Origin of the sequence: Mannheimia pernigra, assembly GCF_013377995.1 — a bacterium.
GTDB classification, from domain to species: domain Bacteria; phylum Pseudomonadota; class Gammaproteobacteria; order Enterobacterales; family Pasteurellaceae; genus Mannheimia; species Mannheimia pernigra.
Genome location: NZ_CP055305.1, coordinates 1,205,540 through 1,230,428, shown reverse-complemented (window position 1 = coordinate 1,230,428; position 24,889 = coordinate 1,205,540). Strand labels below are relative to the sequence as shown.

At 38.7% G+C, this 24,889-nt stretch carries 18 protein-coding genes; 4 read left to right on the top strand and 14 right to left on the bottom strand.

Annotated features, from left to right (window positions below; all coding sequences use genetic code 11):
• The first annotated feature begins 8 nt into the window (after positions 1-8).
• Together HV560_RS05995 and HV560_RS05990 are read left to right on the top strand one after the other, a co-directional pair.
• Positions 9-1,421 carry a basic amino acid/polyamine antiporter gene (locus HV560_RS05995; RefSeq protein ID WP_159629405.1) on the top strand — a complete coding sequence of 471 codons (1,413 nt, stop codon included), beginning with the start codon at positions 9-11 and terminating at the stop codon, positions 1,419-1,421.
• Positions 1,422-1,514: 93 nt separating this feature from the next.
• Complete coding sequence (locus HV560_RS05990) at positions 1,515-2,738, top strand: DUF711 family protein (protein WP_176812388.1); 1,224 nt, start codon at positions 1,515-1,517, stop codon at positions 2,736-2,738.
• 42 nt (positions 2,739-2,780) lie between these two features.
• Here HV560_RS05990 and HV560_RS05985 read toward each other — a convergent pair whose 3' ends face one another.
• The 6 genes from HV560_RS05985 to trhP form a co-directional block, all read right to left on the bottom strand.
• Positions 2,781-3,902, bottom strand: a complete 1,122-nt coding sequence (locus tag HV560_RS05985; protein ID WP_176812387.1) for an N-acetylmuramoyl-L-alanine amidase — start codon at positions 3,900-3,902, stop codon at positions 2,781-2,783.
• 29 nt (positions 3,903-3,931) lie between these two features.
• Positions 3,932-4,414, bottom strand: a complete 483-nt coding sequence (tsaE, locus tag HV560_RS05980) for a tRNA (adenosine(37)-N6)-threonylcarbamoyltransferase complex ATPase subunit type 1 TsaE (RefSeq protein ID WP_176809773.1) — start codon at positions 4,412-4,414, stop codon at positions 3,932-3,934.
• A complete protein-coding gene (orn, locus tag HV560_RS05975) occupies positions 4,414-4,968 on the bottom strand; it encodes an oligoribonuclease (RefSeq protein ID WP_176808118.1) in 555 nt (184 codons plus the stop codon). Before orn ends, tsaE begins: the two co-directional genes overlap by 1 nt.
• Entirely contained in the window at positions 4,965-5,462 is a 498-nt protein-coding gene (gene coaD / locus HV560_RS05970) for a pantetheine-phosphate adenylyltransferase (RefSeq protein WP_176808117.1), read from the bottom strand. The genes orn and coaD overlap by 4 nt, the downstream gene beginning before the upstream one ends.
• 9 nt (positions 5,463-5,471) lie before the next feature.
• Positions 5,472-6,755, bottom strand: a complete 1,284-nt coding sequence (waaA, locus tag HV560_RS05965) for a lipid IV(A) 3-deoxy-D-manno-octulosonic acid transferase (protein ID WP_176808116.1) — start codon at positions 6,753-6,755, stop codon at positions 5,472-5,474.
• A 118-nt stretch (positions 6,756-6,873) separates the two neighbouring features.
• Positions 6,874-8,253 carry a prephenate-dependent tRNA uridine(34) hydroxylase TrhP gene (gene trhP, locus HV560_RS05960; protein ID WP_176810379.1) on the bottom strand — a complete coding sequence of 460 codons (1,380 nt, stop codon included), beginning with the start codon at positions 8,251-8,253 and terminating at the stop codon, positions 6,874-6,876.
• 128 nt (positions 8,254-8,381) lie between these two features.
• Between trhP and HV560_RS05955 the strand changes: the two genes are divergently transcribed.
• Positions 8,382-8,753: a cytochrome b562 gene (locus HV560_RS05955; RefSeq protein WP_159629393.1), complete on the top strand. Its 372-nt coding sequence runs from the start codon at positions 8,382-8,384 to the stop codon at positions 8,751-8,753.
• A gap of 37 nt (positions 8,754-8,790) precedes the next feature.
• Here HV560_RS05955 and dnaE read toward each other — a convergent pair whose 3' ends face one another.
• The 3 genes from dnaE to lptF form a co-directional block, all read right to left on the bottom strand.
• A complete protein-coding gene (gene dnaE, locus HV560_RS05950; RefSeq protein ID WP_176812386.1) occupies positions 8,791-12,267 on the bottom strand; it encodes a DNA polymerase III subunit alpha in 3,477 nt (1,158 codons plus the stop codon).
• Between the two features lie 88 nt (positions 12,268-12,355).
• A complete protein-coding gene (lptG, locus tag HV560_RS05945; protein ID WP_176812385.1) occupies positions 12,356-13,453 on the bottom strand; it encodes an LPS export ABC transporter permease LptG in 1,098 nt (365 codons plus the stop codon).
• A 10-nt stretch (positions 13,454-13,463) separates the two neighbouring features.
• Positions 13,464-14,561: an LPS export ABC transporter permease LptF gene (gene lptF, locus HV560_RS05940; protein ID WP_176808113.1), complete on the bottom strand. Its 1,098-nt coding sequence runs from the start codon at positions 14,559-14,561 to the stop codon at positions 13,464-13,466.
• Between the two features lie 321 nt (positions 14,562-14,882).
• Here lptF and pepA point away from each other — a divergent pair, with 321 nt between their 5' ends.
• The gene (gene pepA, locus HV560_RS05935; protein ID WP_176809771.1) at positions 14,883-16,379 is read left to right on the top strand and encodes a leucyl aminopeptidase; all 1,497 of its coding nucleotides are present in this window, start codon (positions 14,883-14,885) and stop codon (positions 16,377-16,379) included.
• 155 nt (positions 16,380-16,534) lie between these two features.
• On the opposite strand, the gene ppnN is transcribed toward pepA, so the two are convergent.
• The 5 genes from ppnN to HV560_RS05910 form a co-directional block, all read right to left on the bottom strand.
• Positions 16,535-17,902 (bottom strand): nucleotide 5'-monophosphate nucleosidase PpnN, encoded by a 1,368-nt coding sequence (gene ppnN, locus HV560_RS05930; RefSeq protein WP_176812384.1) that lies wholly within the window; start codon positions 17,900-17,902, stop codon positions 16,535-16,537.
• Positions 17,903-17,949: 47 nt separating this feature from the next.
• Positions 17,950-18,714 carry a tRNA cyclic N6-threonylcarbamoyladenosine(37) synthase TcdA gene (gene tcdA / locus HV560_RS05925; protein ID WP_176809769.1) on the bottom strand — a complete coding sequence of 255 codons (765 nt, stop codon included), beginning with the start codon at positions 18,712-18,714 and terminating at the stop codon, positions 17,950-17,952.
• Positions 18,715-20,646, bottom strand: coding sequence for an ABC transporter ATP-binding protein (locus tag HV560_RS05920; RefSeq protein WP_176812383.1), 1,932 nt, complete (start codon positions 20,644-20,646; stop codon positions 18,715-18,717).
• A 90-nt stretch (positions 20,647-20,736) separates the two neighbouring features.
• Positions 20,737-23,799 carry a type I restriction endonuclease subunit R gene (locus tag HV560_RS05915; protein ID WP_176812382.1) on the bottom strand — a complete coding sequence of 1,021 codons (3,063 nt, stop codon included), beginning with the start codon at positions 23,797-23,799 and terminating at the stop codon, positions 20,737-20,739.
• On the bottom strand, positions 23,789-24,883 hold the full coding sequence (locus HV560_RS05910) for an ATP-binding protein (RefSeq protein ID WP_176812381.1): 1,095 nt from the start codon (positions 24,881-24,883) through the stop codon (positions 23,789-23,791). Before HV560_RS05910 ends, HV560_RS05915 begins: the two co-directional genes overlap by 11 nt.
• Between the last annotated feature and the right edge of the window lie 6 nt (positions 24,884-24,889).

Sequence of the window (24,889 nt, the reverse complement as noted above, 5' to 3'; positions counted from 1 at the left end):
GAAACCTTATGTCAAATAAAAAAATAGGATTACTCTCGCTTACCGCCCTCGTGTTAAGCTCAATGATTGGCTCAGGCATTTTCAGCTTGCCTCAAAATATGGCGGAAGTGGCTGGGGCTGAAGCAATTACGATTGGTTGGCTAATTACGGGCGTGGGTATTGTCTTTTTAGGCTTATCATTTTTCTTCATTTCCCGACTTCGCCCTGATCTCGACGGCGGTATTTACACCTATGCACGAGAGGGATTTGGTGAGTTGATGGGCTTTATGTCAGCTTGGGGCTATTGGCTATGTGCCACTATCGGCATTGTGGGCTACTTGACTGTAGCGTTTGAAGGATTAGGAGTATTTACTGATAGCGAAAGCACAGTCATTTTCGGGCAAGGTAATACGCTTGCAGCTTTTATTGGCTCATCGATTATTGTCTGGCTGGTTCACGCTTTAATTGCCGGAGGGATTAAAGAAGCTGCGTTTGTTAATCTGATTGCTACCTTTGTAAAAGTTGCACCGCTTATTCTATTTATCGGGCTAGGCGTTTGGTATTTTGATGTGGATTTATTCAACTCCGATGTAAAAGCAACCGCTTTGAATAAAAGTGTAAGTGATCAAGTTAAAAGTACGATGCTCATTACATTATGGGTATTTACAGGTGTTGAAGGTGCTTCTGTACTTTCTGCTCACGCCAAAAAGCGTTCTGATGTAGGCTTAGCCACCGTACTAGGAATTTTAATTGCACTCGCACTTTATGTAGCAATTACCATTCTTTCACTCGGTATTCTACCGCGAGAAACCATTGCGAATATGACAAATCCATCAATGGGTCCGTTACTTGATGCAATGATGGGACCAACTGGCAAAGTGATCATTACCGCTTGTTTAATTGTTTCCGTACTTGCCTCTTATATCAGCTGGACGATGTACTCTGCTGAAGTGCCTTATCGTGGTTCAAAAAACGGAGCATTCCCTAAAATTTTAGATAAATTAAATGAAAACGGTACACCCATTAATTCCCTTTGGTTTACGGGTTTTGTTGTACAATTCTGCCTTGTGCTGGTTTTTGTCTTTGAACAAAGCTATAACACGCTATTGTTAATTTCTACTTCAATGATTTTAATTCCGTATTTTTTAATCGGAGCATATTTATTCAAATTAGCTATTCAAACCAATGCAGCTTGGTACATTAAACTCACAGGTTTTATGGCATCAATTTATGGCTTATGGATTGTTTATGCTGCTGGATTAGAATATTTACTGCTCTCGGTTGTGCTTTATGTGCCAGGTATTTTGTTGTATCTCTATTCTAACTATAAATTCAACGGTAGATTAACGCTTTCAAACCCAGAAAAGATGATTTTAAGCATCTTACTTGTAATTTTTGGATACGCTGTGATTGAATTACCAACGCTATTAGCAACAGGCTAATTTGCAAATTCCTGATAAAAAATAACCGCTTGTGTAAGCGGTTATTTTTTTGCTATTCTCTGCGAAAACGCAACATATAAAAAGGAAAATCCTATGCAAATCTACCAAAATAAAGCACTCTGCCAAGTGCGAACCATTACCTTATTTCTCAGCCTTACCAAAGATAAATCACAATGGGAAATAGCTCTAAAATCTGCCAAAACGGAATTTGATTTACTTGTGCCAGCTATCCAAAATCAAGGCTATTCACTGCAATCTATTCGCATCGTAACTAACAGTTTTGGCGAATATTTAGATTTAACCAATATTGACACAGCGAAACAAGATTTAGCCTATCTGAAAAATTTATTGAGCGAATTAAACGACAGCGGATTGCGAATCCGTTTTGCGATTGGAGAAGCCAAAACGGCTCAAGAGTTAGCACTTTTGCCTGAACTTATTCTAAATTATGGCGATTTATCTAACGCTTGTGTCAATGTTGAACCCGATGAATTTGGCATTTTAGATAATGATAAAATTTTACAATCTGCTCAAATTGTGAAGCAAATTGCTGACATTACACCTAGAGGCGAAGGTAACTTTAATTTTACCGTTAATTTTAATTGCAAGCCGTTTATTCCTTATTTCCCTGCGAGTTATCACTCTAGCGAGTTGCCAAATAGCTTCGTCATTGGCTTGGAAACACCTGATTTATTAGTGGCAGTATTAAAAGGGCTACATAAAACTGAGCATAATGATTTCTATCGCCAATGCTATGACGTGATGGCAGAGGCACTTCAATATCACGTTGATGAAGTATTAACGGCGGTCAAATCTGTACAAGATTCACTAACATTTAAATTTGCAGGTATTGATAGCTCTGCGGCTCCGTCAAAAAATTGTGCTTCAATGACAGAAGTGTATGAATTAATGGGTGTCCCTTATTTTGGAGCAGCTGGCACCGTTGAGGCTTCATCACTGCTCACCAAAGTGTTTAAATCCGTTAAAAATGTACCGCTTGTGGGTTTTTCTGGCTTAATGCTTGCTGTTACAGAAGACTTAGGGCTTGCTGAAGGCACGCAAAAATCACAATTTGATATTAGGGCATTGCTTACTTACAGTGCAGTATGTGGGATAGGTTTAGACACAGTTCCTATTCCGAGCGATGCAAGTATTGAACAAATTGCCGCATTAATGCGAGATACAGGAACAATGGCATTTAGGCTCAATAAACCGCTAACTGTGCGTTTATTCCCCATTCCAAATAGAAAGGCGGGAGACATAACCGAGTTTGAAAGTGATGATCTATGTAACTGCAAAATTTTGGCAGTACCTTAATAGTCAAAAAGGCTGATGAATTAAATTCATCAGCCTTTCAATTTACTTCACTTTTAACTTTTTCCCCACCGTAATCTGATAATTTTTTAAGTTATTCAGCTCACTAATTTTTTGTGGAGTTGTGCCGTATGCTCTGGCAATGGAGTAAACCGTTTCGTCTTTTTGGACAATGTGATAGCCATTATTCGATACTTTAACACCTTTCTTGTAAGAAGAGTGGTCTTCCTTATTTTTTACCTGTTTTTCCTGATTTTTAGACGTTCTCTCTTTGATCTGCGACTCTTTCTTGGTTTCTTTTAAGGAAGCTTTCTTCTCTTTCTTGACTTTAGTCGATCTCTCTTGTTTTTTCGTTGCCGCTTTTTTATCGTTTTTATATGCTTTTTTACTTACGCTCAATGAGTCTGAATCATTTTTATAACGATAAGCTACCAACCCCTGATAAATCGCTTTCGCTAACTGGCGACGATAATTCTCACTTGCCAGTTTTGCCTCTTCCGTTGAATTCGATAGAAACCCTGTTTCGATCAATACTGATGGGATATCTGGTGAACGCAATACACTCAAACTTGCGTGTTGTGGAGAGGATTTAACAAGTGAGGTGAGACCTGCCATTTTGTCTAAAATGGTTTTACCTAACTCATAGCCTGTACGTTGGGAATGCGAAAATTGCAAATCCAATACTGTTTGGTTTAAATAACGCTCTTTATTGCTGGCAAGCACTGAACCTGCCCCTCCCAGTAATTCCGATTGTTTTTCGTGATCTTCTAACCATTTTCCCATTTCATCACTAGCACGGCTATTAGAAAGCACCCAAACAGAAGCACCTTTTAAGGCATCTCCTCTTGGAGAGGAATCTGCATGAATAGAAACCAATAAATCAGCACGATGTTTCCGTGCAATTTCGGTACGCTGTGGTAATTGAATAAAATAATCACCATTACGCGTCATCACCGCCTTAAATTTCGGGTCAGCATCTAATAAAACTTTTAGCTCTTTAGAGATAGCGAGTGTCACATTTTTTTCTAAAATACCTAAGTTTTTCCCAATTGCCCCTGGGTCTTTTCCGCCGTGCCCAGCATCAATTGCTACGATAGTTTTGGCAACACTCGAAAAACTTAATAAACTCAACGCACTAAAAGCAATATATTTGATAACTTTATTCATCACCTTCCCTACAAGCGGTCTATTTTTGATTAAAATTTACTAAAAGATTTTGCTACAGATTGATTTTGTGGAATAACCGTAATTTGTCGCCCTTCATCCATATAATCAATTTGAATGACAAAATCAGCCTCTGGAATCATTCCCTCACCTTTACTTGCCCATTCAAGCAAACACAATGTTTGTGGTTTGAAATAATCACGCATTCCCATAAATTCTAGTTCTTCAGGGGCAGCTAAGCGATATAAGTCAAAATGGTAAACATTAAAAGGGGAAAGATGATACTCTTCAACTAACGTATAAGTTGGACTTTTGACATTACCTTGATGCCCAAATGCTTTAACAATACTACGAGTTAAAGTTGTTTTACCTGCACCTAAGTCGCCATTCAGATAAATAACAAGAGAGTGATTGCTATCTTGCAATAAATATTTTTTGAGCACTAATGCAAACGATTGACCAAATTCAAGTAATTTGGTTTCATTTCCACAGTAAAAAGAGAGTAAAGCTGCCATTATTTTTCATCTACGTTAATAAAATGTTTCCGATAAAATTTCAATTCGTTAATAGACTCACGAATATCATCTAACGCCAAGTGCGTATTGCCTTTACTGAATTTTTCTAACATCTCTGGCTTCCAGCGTTTTGCCAATTCTTTTAACGTACTCACATCTAAATGGCGATAGTGAAAATAATCCGCCAGATCAGGCATATATTTATAAAGGAAACGTTTATCTTGTGCAATACTATTACCGCAAATGGGCGAAGCTCCTTTCGGTACCCAGCGTTTTAAGAAATCAAGGGTTTGTAATTCTGCCGCACGTTCAGTAAGTTTGCTCGCTTTTACACGCTCAATTAACCCATTTTCTGAATGAGTTTTCATACACCAATCACTCATTTTTCCTAACAATTCATCAGATTGATGAATTGCCAAAACAGGGCCTTCCGCTAGAATATTCAGATCTTTGTCGGTCACTATAGTTGCAATTTCAATAATGCGTTCTTTTTCAGGATCTAAACCCGTCATTTCCAGGTCGATCCAAATTAAATTGGGTTCCTTTTGAGTCATTTTATTTCCTCTCCGCTACTTTTCGTAAAGTCTAGTGCATTTTTGACCGCTTGTGGTACAAATTGGCTAATATCACCCTTGTGACGATAAATCTCTCTCACCATTGTGGATGAAAGATAACGCCATTCTACCGAAGGCGGGAAGAAAATGGTTTCTAAATCGCCTGATAATTTATGATTTAATTGAGCCAGTTGGATTTCATAGTCGATGTCATCAGCTCCACGAATACCTCGAATGAGAGCTTTTGCATTATGCTGTTTAGCAAAATCAGCCAGTAAGCCACTAAAACCAATCACTTCAATATTATCAAGCTCTGCACAACTTTGTTTTACCAATTCAACTCGTTCTTCAAGGCTAAGGAGTGGCTGTTTACTTGGGTTTTTAGCCACTGAAACGATCACGTTACTAAATAGCCTTGATGCCTTGTAAATAATATCTAAATGTCCATTCGTAATTGGATCAAAGGTTCCTGCATAAATAACGGTATAACTCATTTTATTTCTCTACTCTGTACCTATATAGGGAGCAAGCAAATCTAAATGGCGTTTCAACGCGCCTTGATTTTCTTGCAATACACTAAAACCTGACTGTGCAATTTCTTGACCAAGACTTGGTTTTTCTAGTAAAAATTGCACCTTTTCAGCTAGCATTTCTGCTGAACTTTCTATTTCAATGACCCCTTCAACATCTCGTAACTTTTCAAAAATCTCGGGGAAATTATAGGTGAATAAACCTGAAATGACAGGAATCTTAAAAACTATTGGCTCAAGCGGATTATGCCCTCCGTGCTTTACTAAGCTCCCTCCCACAAAAGCTATGTCCGCAAGCCCATAGAGTATCATCATTTCACCAATGGTATCACCTAGTAAGACTTTGGTGTCTTGACTTACTGATTGATTATTCGTGCGTTTGACATAGCTCAACCCTGATTTTTCAATCAATAACTCAACACGATCAAAACGTTCTGGATGTCTCGGAACTAGAACTAATAACAAGTGAGGAGAGCGTTGCAAGAGCAATTTATGTGCTTCTAAAATAAGTGTTTCTTCACCTTCATGCGTACTAGCTGCGATCCAAATCGCTCTATTTTGTAAATTTAGTTGTTCTTTTGTATCAACGATAAGATCACGCAGCTGTGCTGTGATTTCCAAATCAAATTTAAGGTTGCCCGTATTTACCATTTTGGCAGGATTATAGCCTAATGCCAAATAGCGATCTTTACTCACTTCATCTTGTGCCATAATAAGAGAAATTTGATTTAGCATATCCTTCATACTCTCTCTAATCCAGCCATAACGTTTCGCTGAACGAGGTGATAGTCTGGCATTAGCAATCACAAACGGAATATGTCGCCTATTCGCTTTGCGGATTAAATTTGGCCAGAGCTCTGTTTCAATCACAATAATTAATTTCGGATCGACAAAATCTAAAAAACGCTCTACGGCATCAGGTAGATCGTAAGGTAAATAAAAATGTGAGACCGAATCACCAAATGCGGCTATTACTCGATCCGAGCCTGTTGGTGTTACCGTTGTAATAATAAGTGGGAGTTCAGGATATTGCTTTCCAATCGCTTTAATAAGCGGGGTTGCCGCAATCACTTCGCCCACAGAAGCGGCATGAATCACAACACCTTTTGCTTTTGGCTTTTCAGCCTCTTCATATATACCATAACGCTCCCATAAACGCTTACGATAGGCAGGTTGTTTCCCCCCTTTGTACCACATTAAAAAGAGTACAATTGGCTGCAATAAATAACTTAAACAAATATAGAGTAAACGCAGCATTTATTTTCCTTACAAGCGGTCTTTTTTTTTCTGATTTTTTGCAAATCTTGCCTTATTATACCTAAACATAAACCACGAAATAGCTTGGATTTCGTGGTTTACATTATTTTAAACGAAATTATGCTTGATGCGGATTGCGAGTATTGGCATTTACTAAGTTACGCATTAATAAGGCAAAATCCAGATCAACATCTTGTGGCACATCTAAAAAGACAAAATGCCCGTCACCCAGTGCCGCATCTACATTTTCATTTTTACGATTAAGCATACGTTCGATTTTAAATACAATATTGCCTTTTGGCGTCATCATTTCCACCGAATCGCCGACTAAGAATTTATTTTTAACCGCCACTTCTGCCATACCTTGCTGATTGCGTTTGCCAGTAAACTCCCCCACAAATTGTTGGCGTTCGGAAATCGAATAACCATATTCATAATTTTGATATTCATCGTGCGTGTGGCGACGTAAGAAACCTTCAGTATAGCCACGATGTGCAAGGCTCTCAAGCGTATCTAATAACGACTCGTCAAATGGCTTACCCGCTGCGGCATCATCAATCGCTTTGCGATAAACTTGAGCGGTTCTTGCACAATAATAGAATGATTTGGTACGCCCTTCAATTTTAAGCGAATGCACGCCCATTTGGGTTAAACGTTCCACGTGTTGTACCGCACGCAAATCTTTTGAGTTCATAAAATAAGTACCGTGTTCATCTTCAAAGGCAGTCATTTGCTCATCAGGACGCTGCGATTCGGTATAAAGGAAAACTTTATCCGTTGCCTCGCCGCTACCTAAGGTTGGGGTGACATTTTTGATCTCAATTTCAGACTCGTATTTCGGTACAATTTGACCGACTTCATCGACTTTACCCTCTTCCATTTTGTATTCCCAACGGCAAGCATTGGTGCAAGTGCCTTGGTTTGGATCACGCTTATTAATGTAGCCTGAAAGTAAGCAACGACCTGAATAAGCCATACATAACGCACCGTGAACAAAAATCTCTAATTCCATCTCTGGTACTTGTTGGCGAATTTCTTCAATTTCTTCTAATGATAATTCACGCGATAAAATCACACGAGTTAATCCCATTTGATACCAAAATTTTACTGTTGCCCAGTTTACCGCATTTGCTTGTACTGAAAGATGAATATCCATTTCAGGAAAATTTTCACGCACAAGCATAATTAAACCAGGATCCGACATAATCAGGGCATCAGGTTTCATATCCACAACCACTTTTAGATCTTTAATAAAGGTTTTTAATTTGGAATTATGAGGTGCAATATTGACGACCACATAGAATTTTTTACCTAATGAATGGGCTTCATCAATCGCAATTTTTAAATTATCGTGATTAAATTCATTATTACGCACACGCAAGCTATAGCGTGGCTGCCCTGCGTAAATGGCATCTGCACCATAGGCAAACGCATAACGCATATTTTTCAACGATCCTGCAGGCGAAAGCAATTCAGGTTTGGCATATTTTAAGGTCATATCATTCTCTTTTTTCTGATAACAAGTCAGGACTTTCCCAGAGGAAAGTGTAAGCGGTCTATTTTCTAAGAAATCTTGCATATTGGCAAGTTAATCCATTACAATCTCTCTTTTTATGTGGGGAAACAATGAAACTTAAACTCTTTTTAGCAACAACTGTGTTCGCATTTTCAACCTTAGGCAACGCTCAAAGCATCAAAATGGAAATGATGCAGCTCAATATGAATACCAGCAAATTGATGAGAGCAAAGAGCGCAGACGATTTTCAGGCAATCGCAAAAGATTTTATCGAGATTACCGAGAAAACCAAATCGATGTTGCCTGACAGTGTAGAGGGCGATAAAAAAGCAACTGAAGATTACCAAGCTGGAATGCAGAAATTGATTGAGGTGGTAAAAAAAGCGGACGAAAAAGCCCAATCAGGCGATTTACAAGAGGCTAAAATGATGATTTCAGAGCTTGAAATACTCAAACGTGAATATCACAAAAAATATAAATAATTGAAAATAAAGGGTAAGTTAAAACTTACCCTTTCATTTATTCAAATTCTAATTCCACCGCATTTTCACCCAGTAAATCTTTTAGTTCCGAAAACATCTGCTCATTAGGCGTTATTCGCCACTCTACGCCCCCTTTCAGCAACGCACGCCCCTCTGGACTTTGGTAATAGAAATGCAGTGGTAACGTGCCTTCCTTGTGAGGCGCTATGATAGCGGTCATTTTTTTGAGAAAATTGGCAGAAAGCTGCTCTTTACTAATAGCAAGTGCCAAACTTTTTGCAAATCTGCTGCGAGCGTCATCAAGAGAAAGCACTTCCCTTGCCGACATTTTTAGACCACCACTAAAATCATCAAACTGCACAGAACCTGTGGCGACAATAATTTGATCTTGTTGCATTAAATGCCCAAAATTTTCCAATGCTTCAGAGAAAAGCGTAATATCGAGCTTACCCGAACGGTCTTCAATCGTTGCGATACCAATACGGCTACCACGCTTTGTTACTGCTACCCGTGATGCCATTACCATACCAGAAACCGTGACCATTTGCCCTCTGAAAGTCGGTTGTAACTCGTTTAACCGACTAGGGGCATAGTGCGATAACTCTTTCAAAAATCTGCTAATTGGATGCCCACTTAAATAGAGCCCTAATGTTGCACGTTCGCCATCTAAAATAGTCTGTTCAGACCATTTTGGCGTATTTGCATAGGCATTTTGTACTTCTTCGGGTGTTTCAGTCAGCACACCAAACATATCGCTCTGCCCTAACTCTTCCATTTTCGCGTGCTGATCGGACGCTTTAAGCGCATCTTCTAAATTTTTCATTAACGCCGCACGATGTGGACCAAGTTTATCAAAAGCACCTGACATAATCAGGCTTTCAAAAGTTCGACGGTTAATTTTTTTCAGATCGACACGAGCAGTTAAATCAAACAAATCTTTGAATTTGCCGTCTTTGTTACGAGCAGCTAAAATCGCCTCAATCGGACCTTCTCCAACGCCTTTAATTGCACCAAGCCCATACACAATTTCACCTTTTTCATTTACGCTAAAGCGGTGCTTTCCGCTATTTACATCAGGTGGTACAACGGTTAGCCCCATATTTATACATTCATCGTAAAAGCCAACGATTTTATCGGTATTATCCAATTCTGAAGTCATCACAGCGGCCATAAATTCGGCTGGATAATGGGCTTTTAACCAAAGCGTTTGGTAAGAAACCAAGGCATACGCTGCTGAGTGCGATTTATTAAAACCATAGCCTGCAAACTTTTCTACTAAGTCAAAAATTTGCCCTGCAAGTTTTCCATCAATCCCTTTTGATTCTGCCCCTTTTTCAAACACTTCACGTTGAGCCGCCATCTCTTCGGGCTTTTTCTTTCCCATTGCACGGCGAAGTAAGTCCGCGCCACCCAGTGTATAACCAGCCAACTCTTGGGCAATCTGCATTACTTGCTCTTGGTAAACAATAACACCGTATGTCGGCTCTAAAATTGGTTTTAAGCATTCGTGCTGATATTGTGGATCTGGGTAAGAAACCTCTTCTTTACCATGTTTACGGTCGATAAAGTTCTGCACCATACCTGATTCAAGCGGACCTGGTCGGAACAATGCGACTAGCGCGATAATATCTTCAAAACAGTCGGGTTTTAAGCGTGAGATCAAGTCTTTCATACCCCTTGATTCAAGCTGGAATACCGCCGTTGTTTTCGCGGCGAGCAATAAATCAAAGGATTTCTTATCATCAAGCGGAATCATTTCAATTCGAATCGGCTCTTTACCCTCACGAGATAACCGCTCATTTATCATTTCCAACGCCCATTTGATGATAGTCAGCGTACGTAGCCCTAAAAAATCAAACTTCACCAGCCCAGCATATTCCACGTCATTTTTATCAAAATGGGTAACAGGGTGTAATCCTTCGCTATCGCAATAAAGTGGTGAAAAATCAGTAATAGACGTTGGGGCAATGACCACTCCACCTGCGTGTTTACCTGCATTACGCGTTAAACCTTCGAGCTTACGCGCCATATCGATAAGGTCTTTCACTTCCTCATCGGTTTCATATAGCTCTGGCAATTTTGGTTCCGCAGCAAACGCCTTTTCTAAGGTCATACCTGGATCAGGAGGGATCAGTTTAGAAATCCGATCCACGAAACTATAAGGATGCCCAAGCACACGTCCTACATCTCGAATTACCGCTTTCGCTGCCATTGTACCGAAGGTAATAATTTGTGATACTGCTTGCCGCCCATAGGTTTCCGCCACGTGTTCAATAACTCTGTCTCGCCCATCCATACAGAAATCCACGTCAAAATCAGGCATTGAAACACGTTCAGGGTTTAAAAAACGCTCGAAAAGCAAGTCAAATGCTAATGGATCGAGATCCGTAATTTTTAACGCATAAGCAACTAACGACCCTGCTCCCGAACCACGCCCAGGACCAACAGGAATGCCATTATCTTTCGACCATTGAATAAACTCCATTACGATCAAGAAATAACCAGGAAATCCCATTTGATTGATAACATCTAATTCAACTTGCAATCTTTCGTCATAAACTGACCGCTTGTTAGCTCGCTCTGAGGAATCAGGGAATAAAAATGCTAAACGCTCCTCCAACCCCTCTTTTGATTTTTTCACTAAAAAATCTTCGGTAGAAAGCTCACCCGTTGGAAAACTTGGCAGGAAATATTCCCCTAAACGCACAGTCACTGAACAACGCTTAGCAATTTCTACCGTATTTGCTAACGCACTAGGTAAATCAGCAAAGAGCTTGCACATTTCCTCTTCTGAACGGAAATATTGCTTAGGTGAATATTTTTTCGGACGTTTTGGATCGTCTAAAGTGTAACTATCATGAATTGCAACACGAATTTCATGAGCATCAAAGTCATCTTCTTTGAGGAAAACAACATCATTGACCGCAACTAATGGAATTGCATTTTTTCGTGCAAATTTAACCGCTTGTGTGATGTAGCGTTCTTCGTCCGCTCGCCCCGTACGGCAAACAGACAAGTAAAAATGATTGGGGTAATATTGTTGATAAAAGGCAAGTTTTTCCGTAGCTTCTTGCACGTTTTCTTTAAGTAAGGCTTTGCCCACATCGCCCATTCTCCCGCCCGAGAGAATAATGATACCTTCATTGAATTCAGCAAGCCATTCATATTTGACCATCGGATATTCAAAATAGCCTTGCTGATAAGCTTTAGAAATGATTTGAGTGATATTGTGATAGCCTTTGTTATTTTTGGCTAATAAGGTAAGCTCAACATAGCCATCACCACCTGACTCTGATTTAACATAAATATCAGCCCCAATAATTGGTTTAATGCCCGAGCCTAATGCTTCGCCATAAAATTTTACTAAGCCGCAAAAATTTGTAAAATCGGTTAAGCCCATTGCCACCATATTGTTGGCGACAGCGGTTTTAACTAATGATTTAACCTTCGCTAAACCATTAATCATAGAGAAATCACTGTGTACTTTTAAATGAACGAAACGACAATCAGACATAGCATTAGGGTAGAATTAGAATTTTTCAACAGGATTTACAAGCGGTCGTTTTTACCACTTTTTTTGTAAAAACGACCGCTTGTAAACATTAATCACGTTTTTTACTTAACAGCCACCAAACCACAACTAAACAGAGTAAACTTGGAATTAATGCCCCAACTGGCACAGGTAGCCAAGTAGCAATTAGGCTTAAATTTCCAAATACAATGTTCGCCACATAAAACATAAAGCCCGCAACAATACCAATCACGATTTTAGCCCCCATCGTGCTGCTGCGTAGTGGCCCGAAGATAAACGAAATCGCAAGTAACATCATCACAGCCATTGAGATCGGTTGGAATACTTTACGCCAAAAGGTAATTTCAAAGCGTTTTGAATCTTGCCCCGTATCTTTTAGGAAGCCGACATAATCTGCCAATCCTGAAATAGAAAGCGATTCTGGTTTTAGCGAAACGATACCTAATTTACTCGGCGTGAGGCTGGTTTGCCAAACCTGCTCGGGCTGTTTGCCTTGTTGGATCTGGTTTTCGCCTATTTCCGATTTTTCAATGTTAGAAAGCACCCAGCCTTTTTCATCGTTATATTTGGCTTCTTCGGCTTTTAACATCGATTGTAATTCACGTTTATTTTCGCCTTCACCAAATTCATAAATTAACACATTACTCAGACTTTTTTCATTATTTATTCGGTTGATATAGATAAATGAGTTTCCATCTTTTGCCCAAAAACCATCTTTCGTCGCAAGCATTGATCCACCACTTTGGGCAATAGAACGCATATTACGAGCAAATTGCTCAGTTTGTGGCACACCCCATTCACCAATAATCATCGTAAAAATAACAAGTGGTAAGGCTGTTTTCATCACAGCTAAGCCAATCTTAAAGCGAGAAAAGCCCGACGCCTGCATTACCACTAGCTCACTACGATTGGCAAGATTACCCAAACCTAAAAGTGAGCCTAATAACGCCGCAATCGGGAAAAATGTTTCAACATCTTTTGGAATCGTTAAAATCGTGTAATACGCTGCTTTTAAGCCATCGTAAGAGCCACGACCGACATAACGAAACTCTTCTACAAACTTAATGATCGCCCCTAACCCTATCAACATAAATAAGGTTAAAAAAATCGCCCATAAAATGGTTTTTCCGATATATCGTTCTAAAATATTCATTGTGAAAAATTGCATATACACCGCCTTATTGGTTAATTTTCAGCGGCAAACCGTGATAGCGTAATTTCGACATAAATTTACCGTTCCACATATTTAGCATAATACCTAAAATTAAAAAGGCGATAGAAACCAGTGGCATTAATATTTCAGCATTGAGTTTGCCTGAAGAGCCAGATGATTTCAGCAAGCTTTGCAACAAGAAATAAATCAAGTAAAGCAACAATGCTGGCAACAGTTTTGCAAAGCGTCCTTGGCGTGGATTGACGCTGCTCATCGGAACGGCCAGTAATGCCATTAACGGCACGGCAAAAATTAACGCTAAACGCCAATGGAATTCCGCTTTTGCCTCTGGCGTATTTGTTTCAATTAATTTTTTTATATCGGCACGTTGCACTAATTTCTCGTCTGACTCCACATCTTGATAACCTAAATAAGCTGAATAAGTTTCAAAATGAGAAATGCGAAAATCAGGGCTTTGTGGTGTGCCCTCAAAACGTTTACTTTCCGTCAGTGATAACACCTGATCGCCGTTTGGCAACCCCTGCAAAGTCCCTGATTCTGCCACTGCTACGGAAGGTTTGTTGCTCTTTTTTTGTTCGGGCTGAAAAACATAAATATCTTTTAAACTATTATTTTCAATCTTATCAATAAAAAGGACATAGCCTCCCGCAGATATAAATTGCCCAGCCGAAAGTGCCGCAAAACGAGGGTTTGCTTTCGCTTCTGCCAATAATTCACTTTGTTTATTAATTGCCCAAGGAGTGAGCCAAAATACGTTATATGCCGCCAATACCGTTGTAAAAACAGAGAGTAACATCGCCACTTTCACTAATAACCCAGACCCAACACCACAAGCTCGCATTACCGTAATTTCACTTTCTGCATAAAAACGTCCAAGCGTTAATAGTAGTGCAATAAAAAGTGACAACGGTAACATTAACTGTGCCATTGTCGGCATACCTAAACCTAATAGGCTAACAATTAAATCTGCAGGCACTTTACCACTGACTGCAGAGCTTAGCACACGCACCAATTGCTGACAGAAAAAAATCAACAAGAGGATAAACAATATTGCTACTTGGCTTTTAAATATCTCTTTGGTTAAATATCGGCTTAAAATCACAATGTTTTTCTCTATTATTTTAAAATCTTCATCGCTCGCTTATCATAAATACAAGCGGTGTGTTTTTATGCTTTTTTTACAAATGCAAATTTACTCTCAAAAGAGAGTAATCATACTTTTTAGATAAAAAATCTCTGCTAGTATAAAGTAAAGAAGCTAAAAGAAAAACCAGTAAAATTATCCATATAACCAAGAAGTTGGTTGATATTTCAATATAAGACGTAAATTCTTGAAAATTTTATTATACTAAGCACTTATTTCTATTTTCATTTATGATTGAAATACTCGACTCAACACAAACGATATAATTAGGGAGCAATAATGGAATTTAGCGTTAAAAACGGTAGCGTTGAAAAGCAAAGAACGGCTTGTTTAGTTGTAGGGGTTTATGAACCTCGTAGGCTTTGTTCCGCGGGGAATCAATTAGACAAATTAAGTAACGGCTATATTAGCTCGTTAATTAGGCGAGGCGATTTAGAAGGCAAAGCAGGGCAAACCTTGTTATTACATAACGTACCAAATGTGGCAGCCGATCGCGTATTACTTGTAGGCTGTGGGAAAGAACGCGAACTCACTGAACGCCAGTACAAACAGATTATCCAAAAAACAGTACAGACCATTAACAATACAGGCTCAATGGAAATGATCTGCTTTTTAACTGAATTGCATGTTAAAGGTAGGTCGGCGTATTGGAATGTTCGTTTTGCTATTGAAGCTATTCAAGAGCATCAATATGCTTATACTGATTTCAAAAGCATTAAACCTGAAGTGCGTCGTGAGCTACGCCGTGTGGTGTTTAATGTCGCAAATCGTAAAGATTTAACGGAGGCTGAACGTGCGTTAGAACACGGAAAAGCCATCGCATTCGGGGTAAGTTGTGCCAAAAATGTAGCAAATTGTCCACCGAATGTGTGTAATCCTAAGTATTTATCACAACTCGCACAAAAATTAGCTGAACATTATGAGCCCATTTCTACCACTATTATTGATGAAAAACAAATGGCAGAACTTGGAATGAATGCTTATTTAGCTGTCTCTCGTGGTTCTGAAAATCAGGCTTTTCTCTCTGTGATTGAATATAAAGGCAATCCAAACCCCGATGCTAAACCGATTGTGCTAGTAGGTAAAGGCTTAACCTTTGACTCTGGTGGCTTATCCATTAAACCTGCAGAAGCAATGGATGAAATGAAATACGATATGTGCGGTGCAGCCAGCGTTTACGGCACAATGAAAGCCGTTGCTGAAATGAAGTTACCGCTTAATATTATCGGTGTTTTAGCCGGCTGTGAAAATGCAGTTGATGGCAAATCTTACCGACCTGGGGATATTCTTACCACAATGTCTGGCTTAACTGTTGAGGTGCTAAATACCGATGCTGAAGGGCGTTTGGTATTATGTGATACGCTCACTTATGTCGAACGTTTTAACCCAGAACTGGTCATTGATATTGCCACCCTCACAGGGGCTTGTATGATTGCATTAGGTAATCACAATAGCGGATTAATGTCACCATCTAACAGTTTAGCCAACGAATTATTAACCGCATCAGAACAAGCGGACGACAAAGCGTGGCGTTTACCGCTAGGCGAAGAATATCAAGAGCAACTTAAATCTAACTTTGCCGATCTTGCCAATATCGGCGGACGCTTAGGTGGAGCAATTACCGCAGGTCAGTTCTTGTCAAACTTCACTAAAAAATACACTTGGGCACATTTAGATATTGCTGGCACAGCGTGGAAATCGGGTGCGGCAAAAGGGGCTACTGGTCGTCCTGTTAATCTTTTAACCCAATTCTTAATTAACAAAGCAGAAAGCTAATGACAAGCGGTTAAATTTCCGTAAAATTTTGCAAGTTGCAAAAACCACCCAAATGCTTTCATTTAAGCACTGGCTCTGCTAACGGATCCGTAAAGAGCCAGTATAGTGATTAATATTTAGGCGTAATTATAGCGATAAAGGATTGATGCCTCAAATCAATCCTTCACAATCTCATAGCAAGGCTGGTAAGGTTGCCCAGTTGGAATTTTCATTCTATGCTGAACAACAAAACGCTGTAGCAAGCGGTCAATTTCTTCCATTAATTTACGATCGCCGTGTAATTTAAATACACCATATTGTTCAATTAGATCTGATGTTTCAGCTTTAATATTCCCCGCAACAATACCCGAAAATGCTCGTCTTAAATTGGCTGCCAACTGCTCTTTGGGTTGATCTAAACTTAAATTCAGATTTGCCATACTTTCGTGGGTTGGAATAAATGGCGTAATAAAATCTTCTTCAATTTTTAATGACCAGTTGAAATTATAAGCATCTCCACTTTCATAACGGCGATTTTTTACCTCTACCATTGATTGCTTCACTTTACGAGCAACTAGAGCGGGGTCGTCAATAATAATTTCATATAAGCGACGAGCCTCTTCCCCTAACGTATCGCCAATAAATTTATCAATCGCATAAAAATAATCAGCAGACGCTTTGGGGGCGGTTAAAATCAGCGGTAATTTTTGTGCATTATTGGCTGGATTTAATTTAATGCCAATAATATAAAGTAACTCTTCCAATGTACCTGGTCCACCTGGAAATACCACGATGGCGTGCCCCAAACGAACAAAAGCTTCTAAGCGTTTTTCAATATCAGGCATAATCACCAGTTCATTGACAATTGGATTCGGCGGCTCAGACGCAATAATTGAAGGCTCTGTAATGCCTATAAAGCGTCCATTTTTGTAACGCTGATTCGCGTGTCCGATAGTGACCCCTTTCATTGGCGCTTCCATTACACCTGCACCACAACCCGTTACGATATTTAGCTCACGCAAACCAAACTCTTGTCCTACTGCTCGGCAATATTGGTATTCAATGTCATTGATAGAATGCCCACCCCAACAAACCACTAAATTGGGGTCGGTGTTCATCTCAATCGCTTTTGCATTACGCAAAATTGAAAAAACCGTATTAGTGGTTAAGGTTTCTAGCGACGCATTCTCAAGCGGTGGAATCGCATTTTTCAACGCATTTACAAAAACAATATCTCTTAACACCGCAAACAAATGGTATTGAATATTTAAAATCATCTTACCATCTACAAAAGCAGTTTCAGGCGGATTATGCAGCTCAAGCGACACACCTTTTTCACGGGTGAGTAATCTCATTTCAAAATCAGGATGTTGGCTCAATAAAGCACGGCTATCATCGGTATGAGCCCCTGAACTTAGCACCGCTAATGAGCAATTACGATACAACTGATATAAATTCCCTTGCGTATTTTTAGCCAATAATCGCATTTCTAAATGAGAAAGCTGCTCCATACTCCCTTTGGGGTTTACTCTGTGTATTGTCATAATATCTCCTGTATTTGCAAAAAATTAAATAAAAATGACCGCTTAGATTATTTCAGCAACTTCGCAATCACACGACTTACCGCAAAAAAACCAAATGTTGCGGTAACCATCGTCACCGCCCCAAAACCGTTGGCACAATTCATCGTGGCAGAAACTTCACATCCCTCACCCATTTTCGGGAAAATTAACGGCTGGGTAGAAAATACACAATCTATGCCAAACTTGCGTTTGGGATTTTGGCTGAAATGGTATTCCTTACGCAATAATGAACGCACTTTTGAGGCAAGCGGATCTTGAATGGTTTTGCTCAAATCAGCAATTTGAATTTGAGTTGGATCGGTCTGCCCACCAGCTCCGCCCGTAGTAATCAACTTGATTTTATGACGCTTGCAATAAGCAATCAGTGCTGCTTTCGTTTTCACCGAATCAATCGCATCAATCACATAATCATAACCACGATTGAGGTAATCAGGAATATTCTCTTGCGTGATGAAATCATCAATAATCTCCACCGCACATTCAGGGTTAATTCGCTCAATCCGCTCTTTCATCGCCTCAGTTTTAAGTTGAGCCACCGTGCCACTCATTGCGTGAATTTGACGATTAATATTCGTTACACAAATATCATCCATATCGATCATAGTAATCTTACCAATGCCTGAACGAGCCAACGCCTCCACCGCCCAAGAGCCAACACCGCCAATACCAATCACGCAAATATGTGATCGACGGAGCTTTTCCAGCCCTTCGGGCGTGTAAAGCCGCCCAATGCCGCCAAAGCGTTGTTCGTAGTTGTCTAATCTTTCAGCCATTTATAGATTTCCGTTTTTGATATTTTCCAACTCTTCCCAACGCTCAAACGCTTGTTCTAATGCGGCTTCGGCATCCGCTAGCTGTTGCAATTTCTCGTTGGTGTAAACCTGATCTTTTGAGAAGAAATCAGAACTGTTTACCTCGTGCTGCAAAGCCTCGATTTCCGCTTCTAAGGCTTCCATTTTTGCAGGCAACTCGTCTAACTCTCGCTGATCTTTGTAAGAGAGTTTAACCTTTTTCGCTTCCGCTTTTGGCTTTTCTTGCTTTGATTGCTCTTCTACAAGCGGTTGTTTTTTCTCAATTTTTTGCGAATTTGAAGCCAATGTTGTGTGGTAATTTTCCTGCTGCTGTTTCGCATCAAAATAGCCGCCAATATATTTGTTCAGTACGCCATCGCCTTCAAAGAAATAACACTCTTCCACCGTATTATCAATAAATTGACGATCGTGGCTCACAATCAGCAAAGTGCCTTGGTAGTCCGCCAACATCTCTTCCAATAATTCAAGGGTTTCTACGTCCAAATCATTGGTTGGTTCGTCCAGAATTAGCAGGTTATTCGGTTTCAACAACAATTTCGCCAGTAATAAACGGTTTCGCTCACCACCTGATAAGGCTTTAACAGGCGTCATCGCCCGTTTTGGTGGAAACAAGAAATCTTGTAAATAGCCTAAAACGTGGCGTTTTACGCCGTTTACTTCCACATCTTGTTTTCCATCTGCCACGTTATCCATCACTGTTTTTTCTAAATCTAATTCCGCACGATATTGATCGAAATAAGCCACTTCTAATTTTGTACCACAACGGATTGAGCCTGAAGTGGGTTGTAGCTCACCCAACAATAATTTGATGAAAGTGGTTTTTCCACAGCCGTTCGGCCCCACTAAAGCAATTTTGTCACCACGCTGAATAGTGGCGGTGAAGTTTTTGAGCAGCGTTTTGCCCTCAATTTCATAGCTGGCATTTTCCAGCTCAAATACAATTTTGCCGCTACGTGCGGTTTGATCAAGCTGAATTTTTGCTGTGCCTTGTACTTCTCGTCGGCTGCGACGTTCTTCTCGCAACGCTTTTAAGGCACGCACACGCCCTTCATTACGAGTACGGCGAGCCTTAATCCCTTGGCGAATCCACACTTCTTCTTGAGCCAGTTTTTTATCAAACAGTTCATTTTGTAACGCTTCCACACGCAGATCTTCGGCTTTCTCTTCCAAATATTTATCGTAATTGCTTGGATAAGAAACCAGCTTGCCACGATCCAAATCCACAATGCGAGTCGCCATTTTGCGGATAAATGAACGGTCGTGAGAAATAAAGATGATCGAACCTTTGAAATCCAGCAACAAATTCTCCAGCCAAGTAATTGCCTCCACATCTAAGTGGTTGGTCGGCTCATCAAGCAACAAAATATCGGGATCTGCCACTAACGCCCGAGCAAGCGCCGCACGACGAACCCAGCCGCCCGAGAGTTCACACAAACGTTTTTCTGGATCAAGCTCCAACAATTTCAAGGTATCTTGAATCCGATTTTCAAACTGCCAGCCGTTGCTATGTTCAAGTTGAGCCTGTACTGCAGACAATTTCGCTAATAAATCATCGCTATAATCTGTCAGCATTTGTTGCGAAATGTAGTGATATTGCTTTAATAATTCGCTTAAATGAGCAATTCCCTCCGCCACATAATCAAACACCGTTTCTTGAATATGACGAGGTGGATCTTGCTCCAAACGAGTCACCACAATATCTTTTTCAAAAATCAACTTGCCGTCATCAAGTTGCACTTCACCAGCAAGCACTTTCATTAAAGTCGATTTGCCTGCCCCGTTTCTTCCTACCAAACACACTCGCTCGTTTGGTTCAATGTGTAATTCGGTGTGATCTAATAAAGGATGATCGCCAAAACCTAGATAGGCGTTGGATAAATTAAGTAGTGCCATAGTTTTTACATCAGAATGATTTTACAAATTTTAAAAAACTTTAAATTGTTCGATTATAAAAGAAGGATGGGACATCACCCATCCTTATACTTAAGATAAAAATCCACCAACCCCTTTAAACTTCTCCACAAATGCCACGATTTTCTGAAAAACCGTTTGCTTTTTAGTCTTATATTGTGGGTTTAGCGGGCTCATTTTAGGTAGAAGATCATTTAAATCTGTACCATTTTCGCTAGCGTATTCTCGTTTAAGAGAGGTCATTATATACCGTTTTGCTGCATCTATATTTAAATTTTCGCTCTCAATTAAGTTCTCCGCCTCTCTTTTTTGCTCTTGCTGAGCAAATAGGAAAAACTCCTCAATGATAGTTGGTTTATCCGGAATTTTATCTAAATCAGTTTGATGGATAAAATCAACAACCAGTCCTTCTTTGGCTCGGTTATCCAAACTCGAACGAATAGTCCGGCGAATTTCTTCAATCAATGCTGGTTTATTGTTGAGTTTCTTATTATGCTCAAAGACCAATTCTAGAATATAATCTAAGTTGATCTCTTGGGATTTTAATAAATCAATTTCAAAAACCACATCGCTCCAATCAATTTGAGATTTTCCAGCATTACCATTTTGATTTTGTTTTCTCTGCCATTCCCGAATATCATTATAGGTTGAACGATAATCTTGTAATTTTCTCTCTGGCAAAATCACATTATTTCCAACAATATATGTGCCATCAGGCTCTTTTACGCTATTGTCATTCTGTTCAGTATTTTTTAACTCGTGAAATTCATCGTAATTATGCAACACATTTTCCAAACGCAGATATTCACCAAATAATTGGGTAAATGCTTTTTTATCATCCTCAGTTTCGAGTTGAGCAGGATCAGGGAATTTCGTTTGCAACGCTTTAACTACTTCTTTATAACCTCGATGATAATTTCCCTGAGCATCTTGATAACCTTCCATATATTCTTTAAAGCTGCGTTCTAATACCACATTACGCGTATTTTTATTACCAAATAAGGTAATGGCATCAATGGTATCCTGCTCTAAATCACGGAAAGTCACGATATTACCAAATGCCTTAGTTGCATCATAAATCCGATTTGTACGGGAAAAGGCTTGCATTAAACCGTGATAACGCAAATTTTTATCGACAAATAAAGTGTTTAACGTTGGGGCATCAAAACCTGTTAAAAACATTCCAACCACAATCAATAAATCGATTTCCTGATTTTTAACCCGCATTGCTAAATCACGGTAATAGTTTTGAAATTCTTTACTCTCTACGCCGTAATTTGTTTTAAATAAAAGATTGTAATCATCAATTGCCAAACTCAAAAATTCTTTTGCCGAACTATTCATTGCGGTAGGTTCAAAAGTTTCATCAGCAATTTCACCAATCGCATTTTGTTCTTCATTAGCTGCAAAAGAAAAAATGGTTGCAATTTTCAACGGATTTTCGACCGCTTGTTGTTGCAATTTAAACTGCTCGTAATACAGTTTTGCTGCTTCAACCGAACTTACGGCAAACATTGCATTAAACCCTTTTCCTGATGAATTTAAACGGTGTGTTTTTTGCTTGAAATGAGTCAAAATATATTGCGTAATTTCCTTAATACGTTCTGGGTGTAATAACGCCTGTTTATTTTCAAGTGCGGTCAATTTTTCTTGATTTTTTTCACATTCAATCTCTTTGAATTTAGGACGAACATTATTGTAATCTACCTTAAATTTCAGCACTTTTTCATCACGAATGGCATCGGCAATCACATAAGAATGTAGCTGCGAACCAAAAACTGTCGCTGTGGTTTCCGCACCCAATGCGTTATCAGCAAAAATTGGCGTACCAGTAAATCCAAATTGACAGAATTTTTTAAATTTTTTCTTTAAATTCTTTTGTGCTTCTCCAAATTGCGAACGGTGACATTCATCAAAAATAAATACCACAGGCTGTTTATAAATCTCTAAGTTATCTTCTGATTTCATCAGGTTATTCAATTTTTGAATAGTGGTAACAATAATTTTATTATCTTTTTTTTCTAAATTACGTTTTAAGCCTGCTGTACTTTCTGAACCATTCACACTATCAGGCGAAAAACGTTGGTATTCTTTCATTGTTTGATAGTCTAAATCTTTTCTATCTACCACAAAAAAGACTTTATCAATAAAATCTAATGCTGTGGCAAGGCGTGCTGCTTTAAAACTGGTTAATGTTTTTCCTGAACCTGTGGTGTGCCAAATATAACCGCCGCTTTCTAAATTTCCCCAATTTTTAGTGAAATGCGTATTTTGAATTTTCCATAAAATCCGCTCTGTTGCGGCAATTTGATAAGGACGCATCATTAAAAGCGTATTATTCACATCAAATACCGAATAATGAATCAACACATTAAGTAAAGTATTTTTCTGTAAAAACGTAGCGGTAAAATCTTTTAAATCCTTAATCAAAGTATTATCCGATTTCGCCCAATTCATCGTAAAATCAAAACTGTTTTTGTCCCGCTTAGTTGTATTGGCAAAATAGCGAGTATCCGTACCGTTTGAAATCACAAAAATTTGTAAAAATTTAAATAACGAATTTTCAGTATTAAAACTCTCTTTGCTATAACGATAAATTTGGTTAAAGGCTTCACGAATTGCCACCCCACGCTTTTTCAATTCAATTTGCACCAATGGTAAGCCATTGACCAAAATAGTGACATCATAGCGATTAAGATGAGAACCTTTTTGCTCAAATTGATTAATAACCTGCACTTTATTATGGGCAATTTCTTTTTTATCTAACAAATAGATATTTTGAATACGCCCATTATCAAACACAAAGTCATAGATATGATCCTGATGAATTTTTCGGGTTTTCTCGATAATGCTCTCTGAGGCTTTATCGAGATATTCATCAACAAAACGTTTCCATTCCGAATCTAAAAAACGCACATTATTCAAGCGTTCCAACTGCTCACGAACATTGTCTAATAAAGCCTGTTGCGAGTTTAAATCAGGACGATATTCATAGCCTTGATTTCGCAAATCGGTAATCAATTCTCGTTCTAAATCTGATTCGGTTTGATAAGAATTCGGTTGCTCGATTTTTTCATATTTATCTAAAACGATGAAATGGTTGGTTTCGGTGATGGGGGTGGTTTCAAGATTCATTATTTACATCCTTCCAATAGCTATAATTATTAATTAAATGATTTAATAAATAGACTACAATATTCTTTTCGGCTTCTGTTGGCTCTGCCACTTCATCGTCGGTTAATGTTGAATGGCTAAATCGGTTAATTTGTCTAGTATATAACTCTTTCTCATCGGGCAATAATTCAGACCATTTTGCATAACCCAAAAAATTAGCAGTTTTTTCATAAAGATTCCGTAACAAAGTAAAGTGATACTTTTGAATCTCTCCATTTTTAATGGCTTCTTCAATAGTTTTCTTTAAAAACAAATGATAAGAAAATGCTTTATTGGAATCTCCTTTTTTCCCATCTAGCTCAAAACTACCATCATCATATTTTTTAAGAAAATAACCATTTTTCAAACCCAGCTCATTATATAAAACATTATAAAATAAGGTGTTATGTGTAGAGATAACAAACTTTAAACCTCTTATAGACTTAGTTAAATCTGCTAAATCAATTGCTAATTGTATTAGATGATTTTCATCTAATGAGCTAACTGGATCATCTATAAAAATATACTGCAACTTATTAAAATCTTGAGTGGAACGATCACTCTCGTCCATTTTCAACTCTTCGATCACTGATTTAAGTAGCGAGTAAAAAACACTCCATACAAAATTACTTTCTTCTCCTTTTGAAATTTTAATATTTTCTTCTATATCATCATTACCTCGAGTAAAAGAAAAGGTAACTTCATTAAAGTCTTCGTTAAATTTTGGTGTTAATTTATCATTGGTATAGCGTTGAAAGTGAGTAATAATATTTTGATCTTGAGCCTGCTCTTTTAATACCCAGTTGGTGAAAGTATTTGGCTGAATTTTTAACTTAGGCTGACTATCTTCATTTAGATCATTATCCCAATAAAACAGATCTTCAGTAAATGCGTTATAGTAAAGAATGTCATTTCTTGCCAGTTCTATATTATTCTTAGGTGAAACTAACTCTTTGAATGCTCTTGAAAGTCTTGTTTTACCTGTGCCATTGAATGCATAAATTAGTTGAACATTCTGCTGTTTATCCCTTAGCATTGTTGCAATTTCAGTCAAATCTTTACTCATAATCTT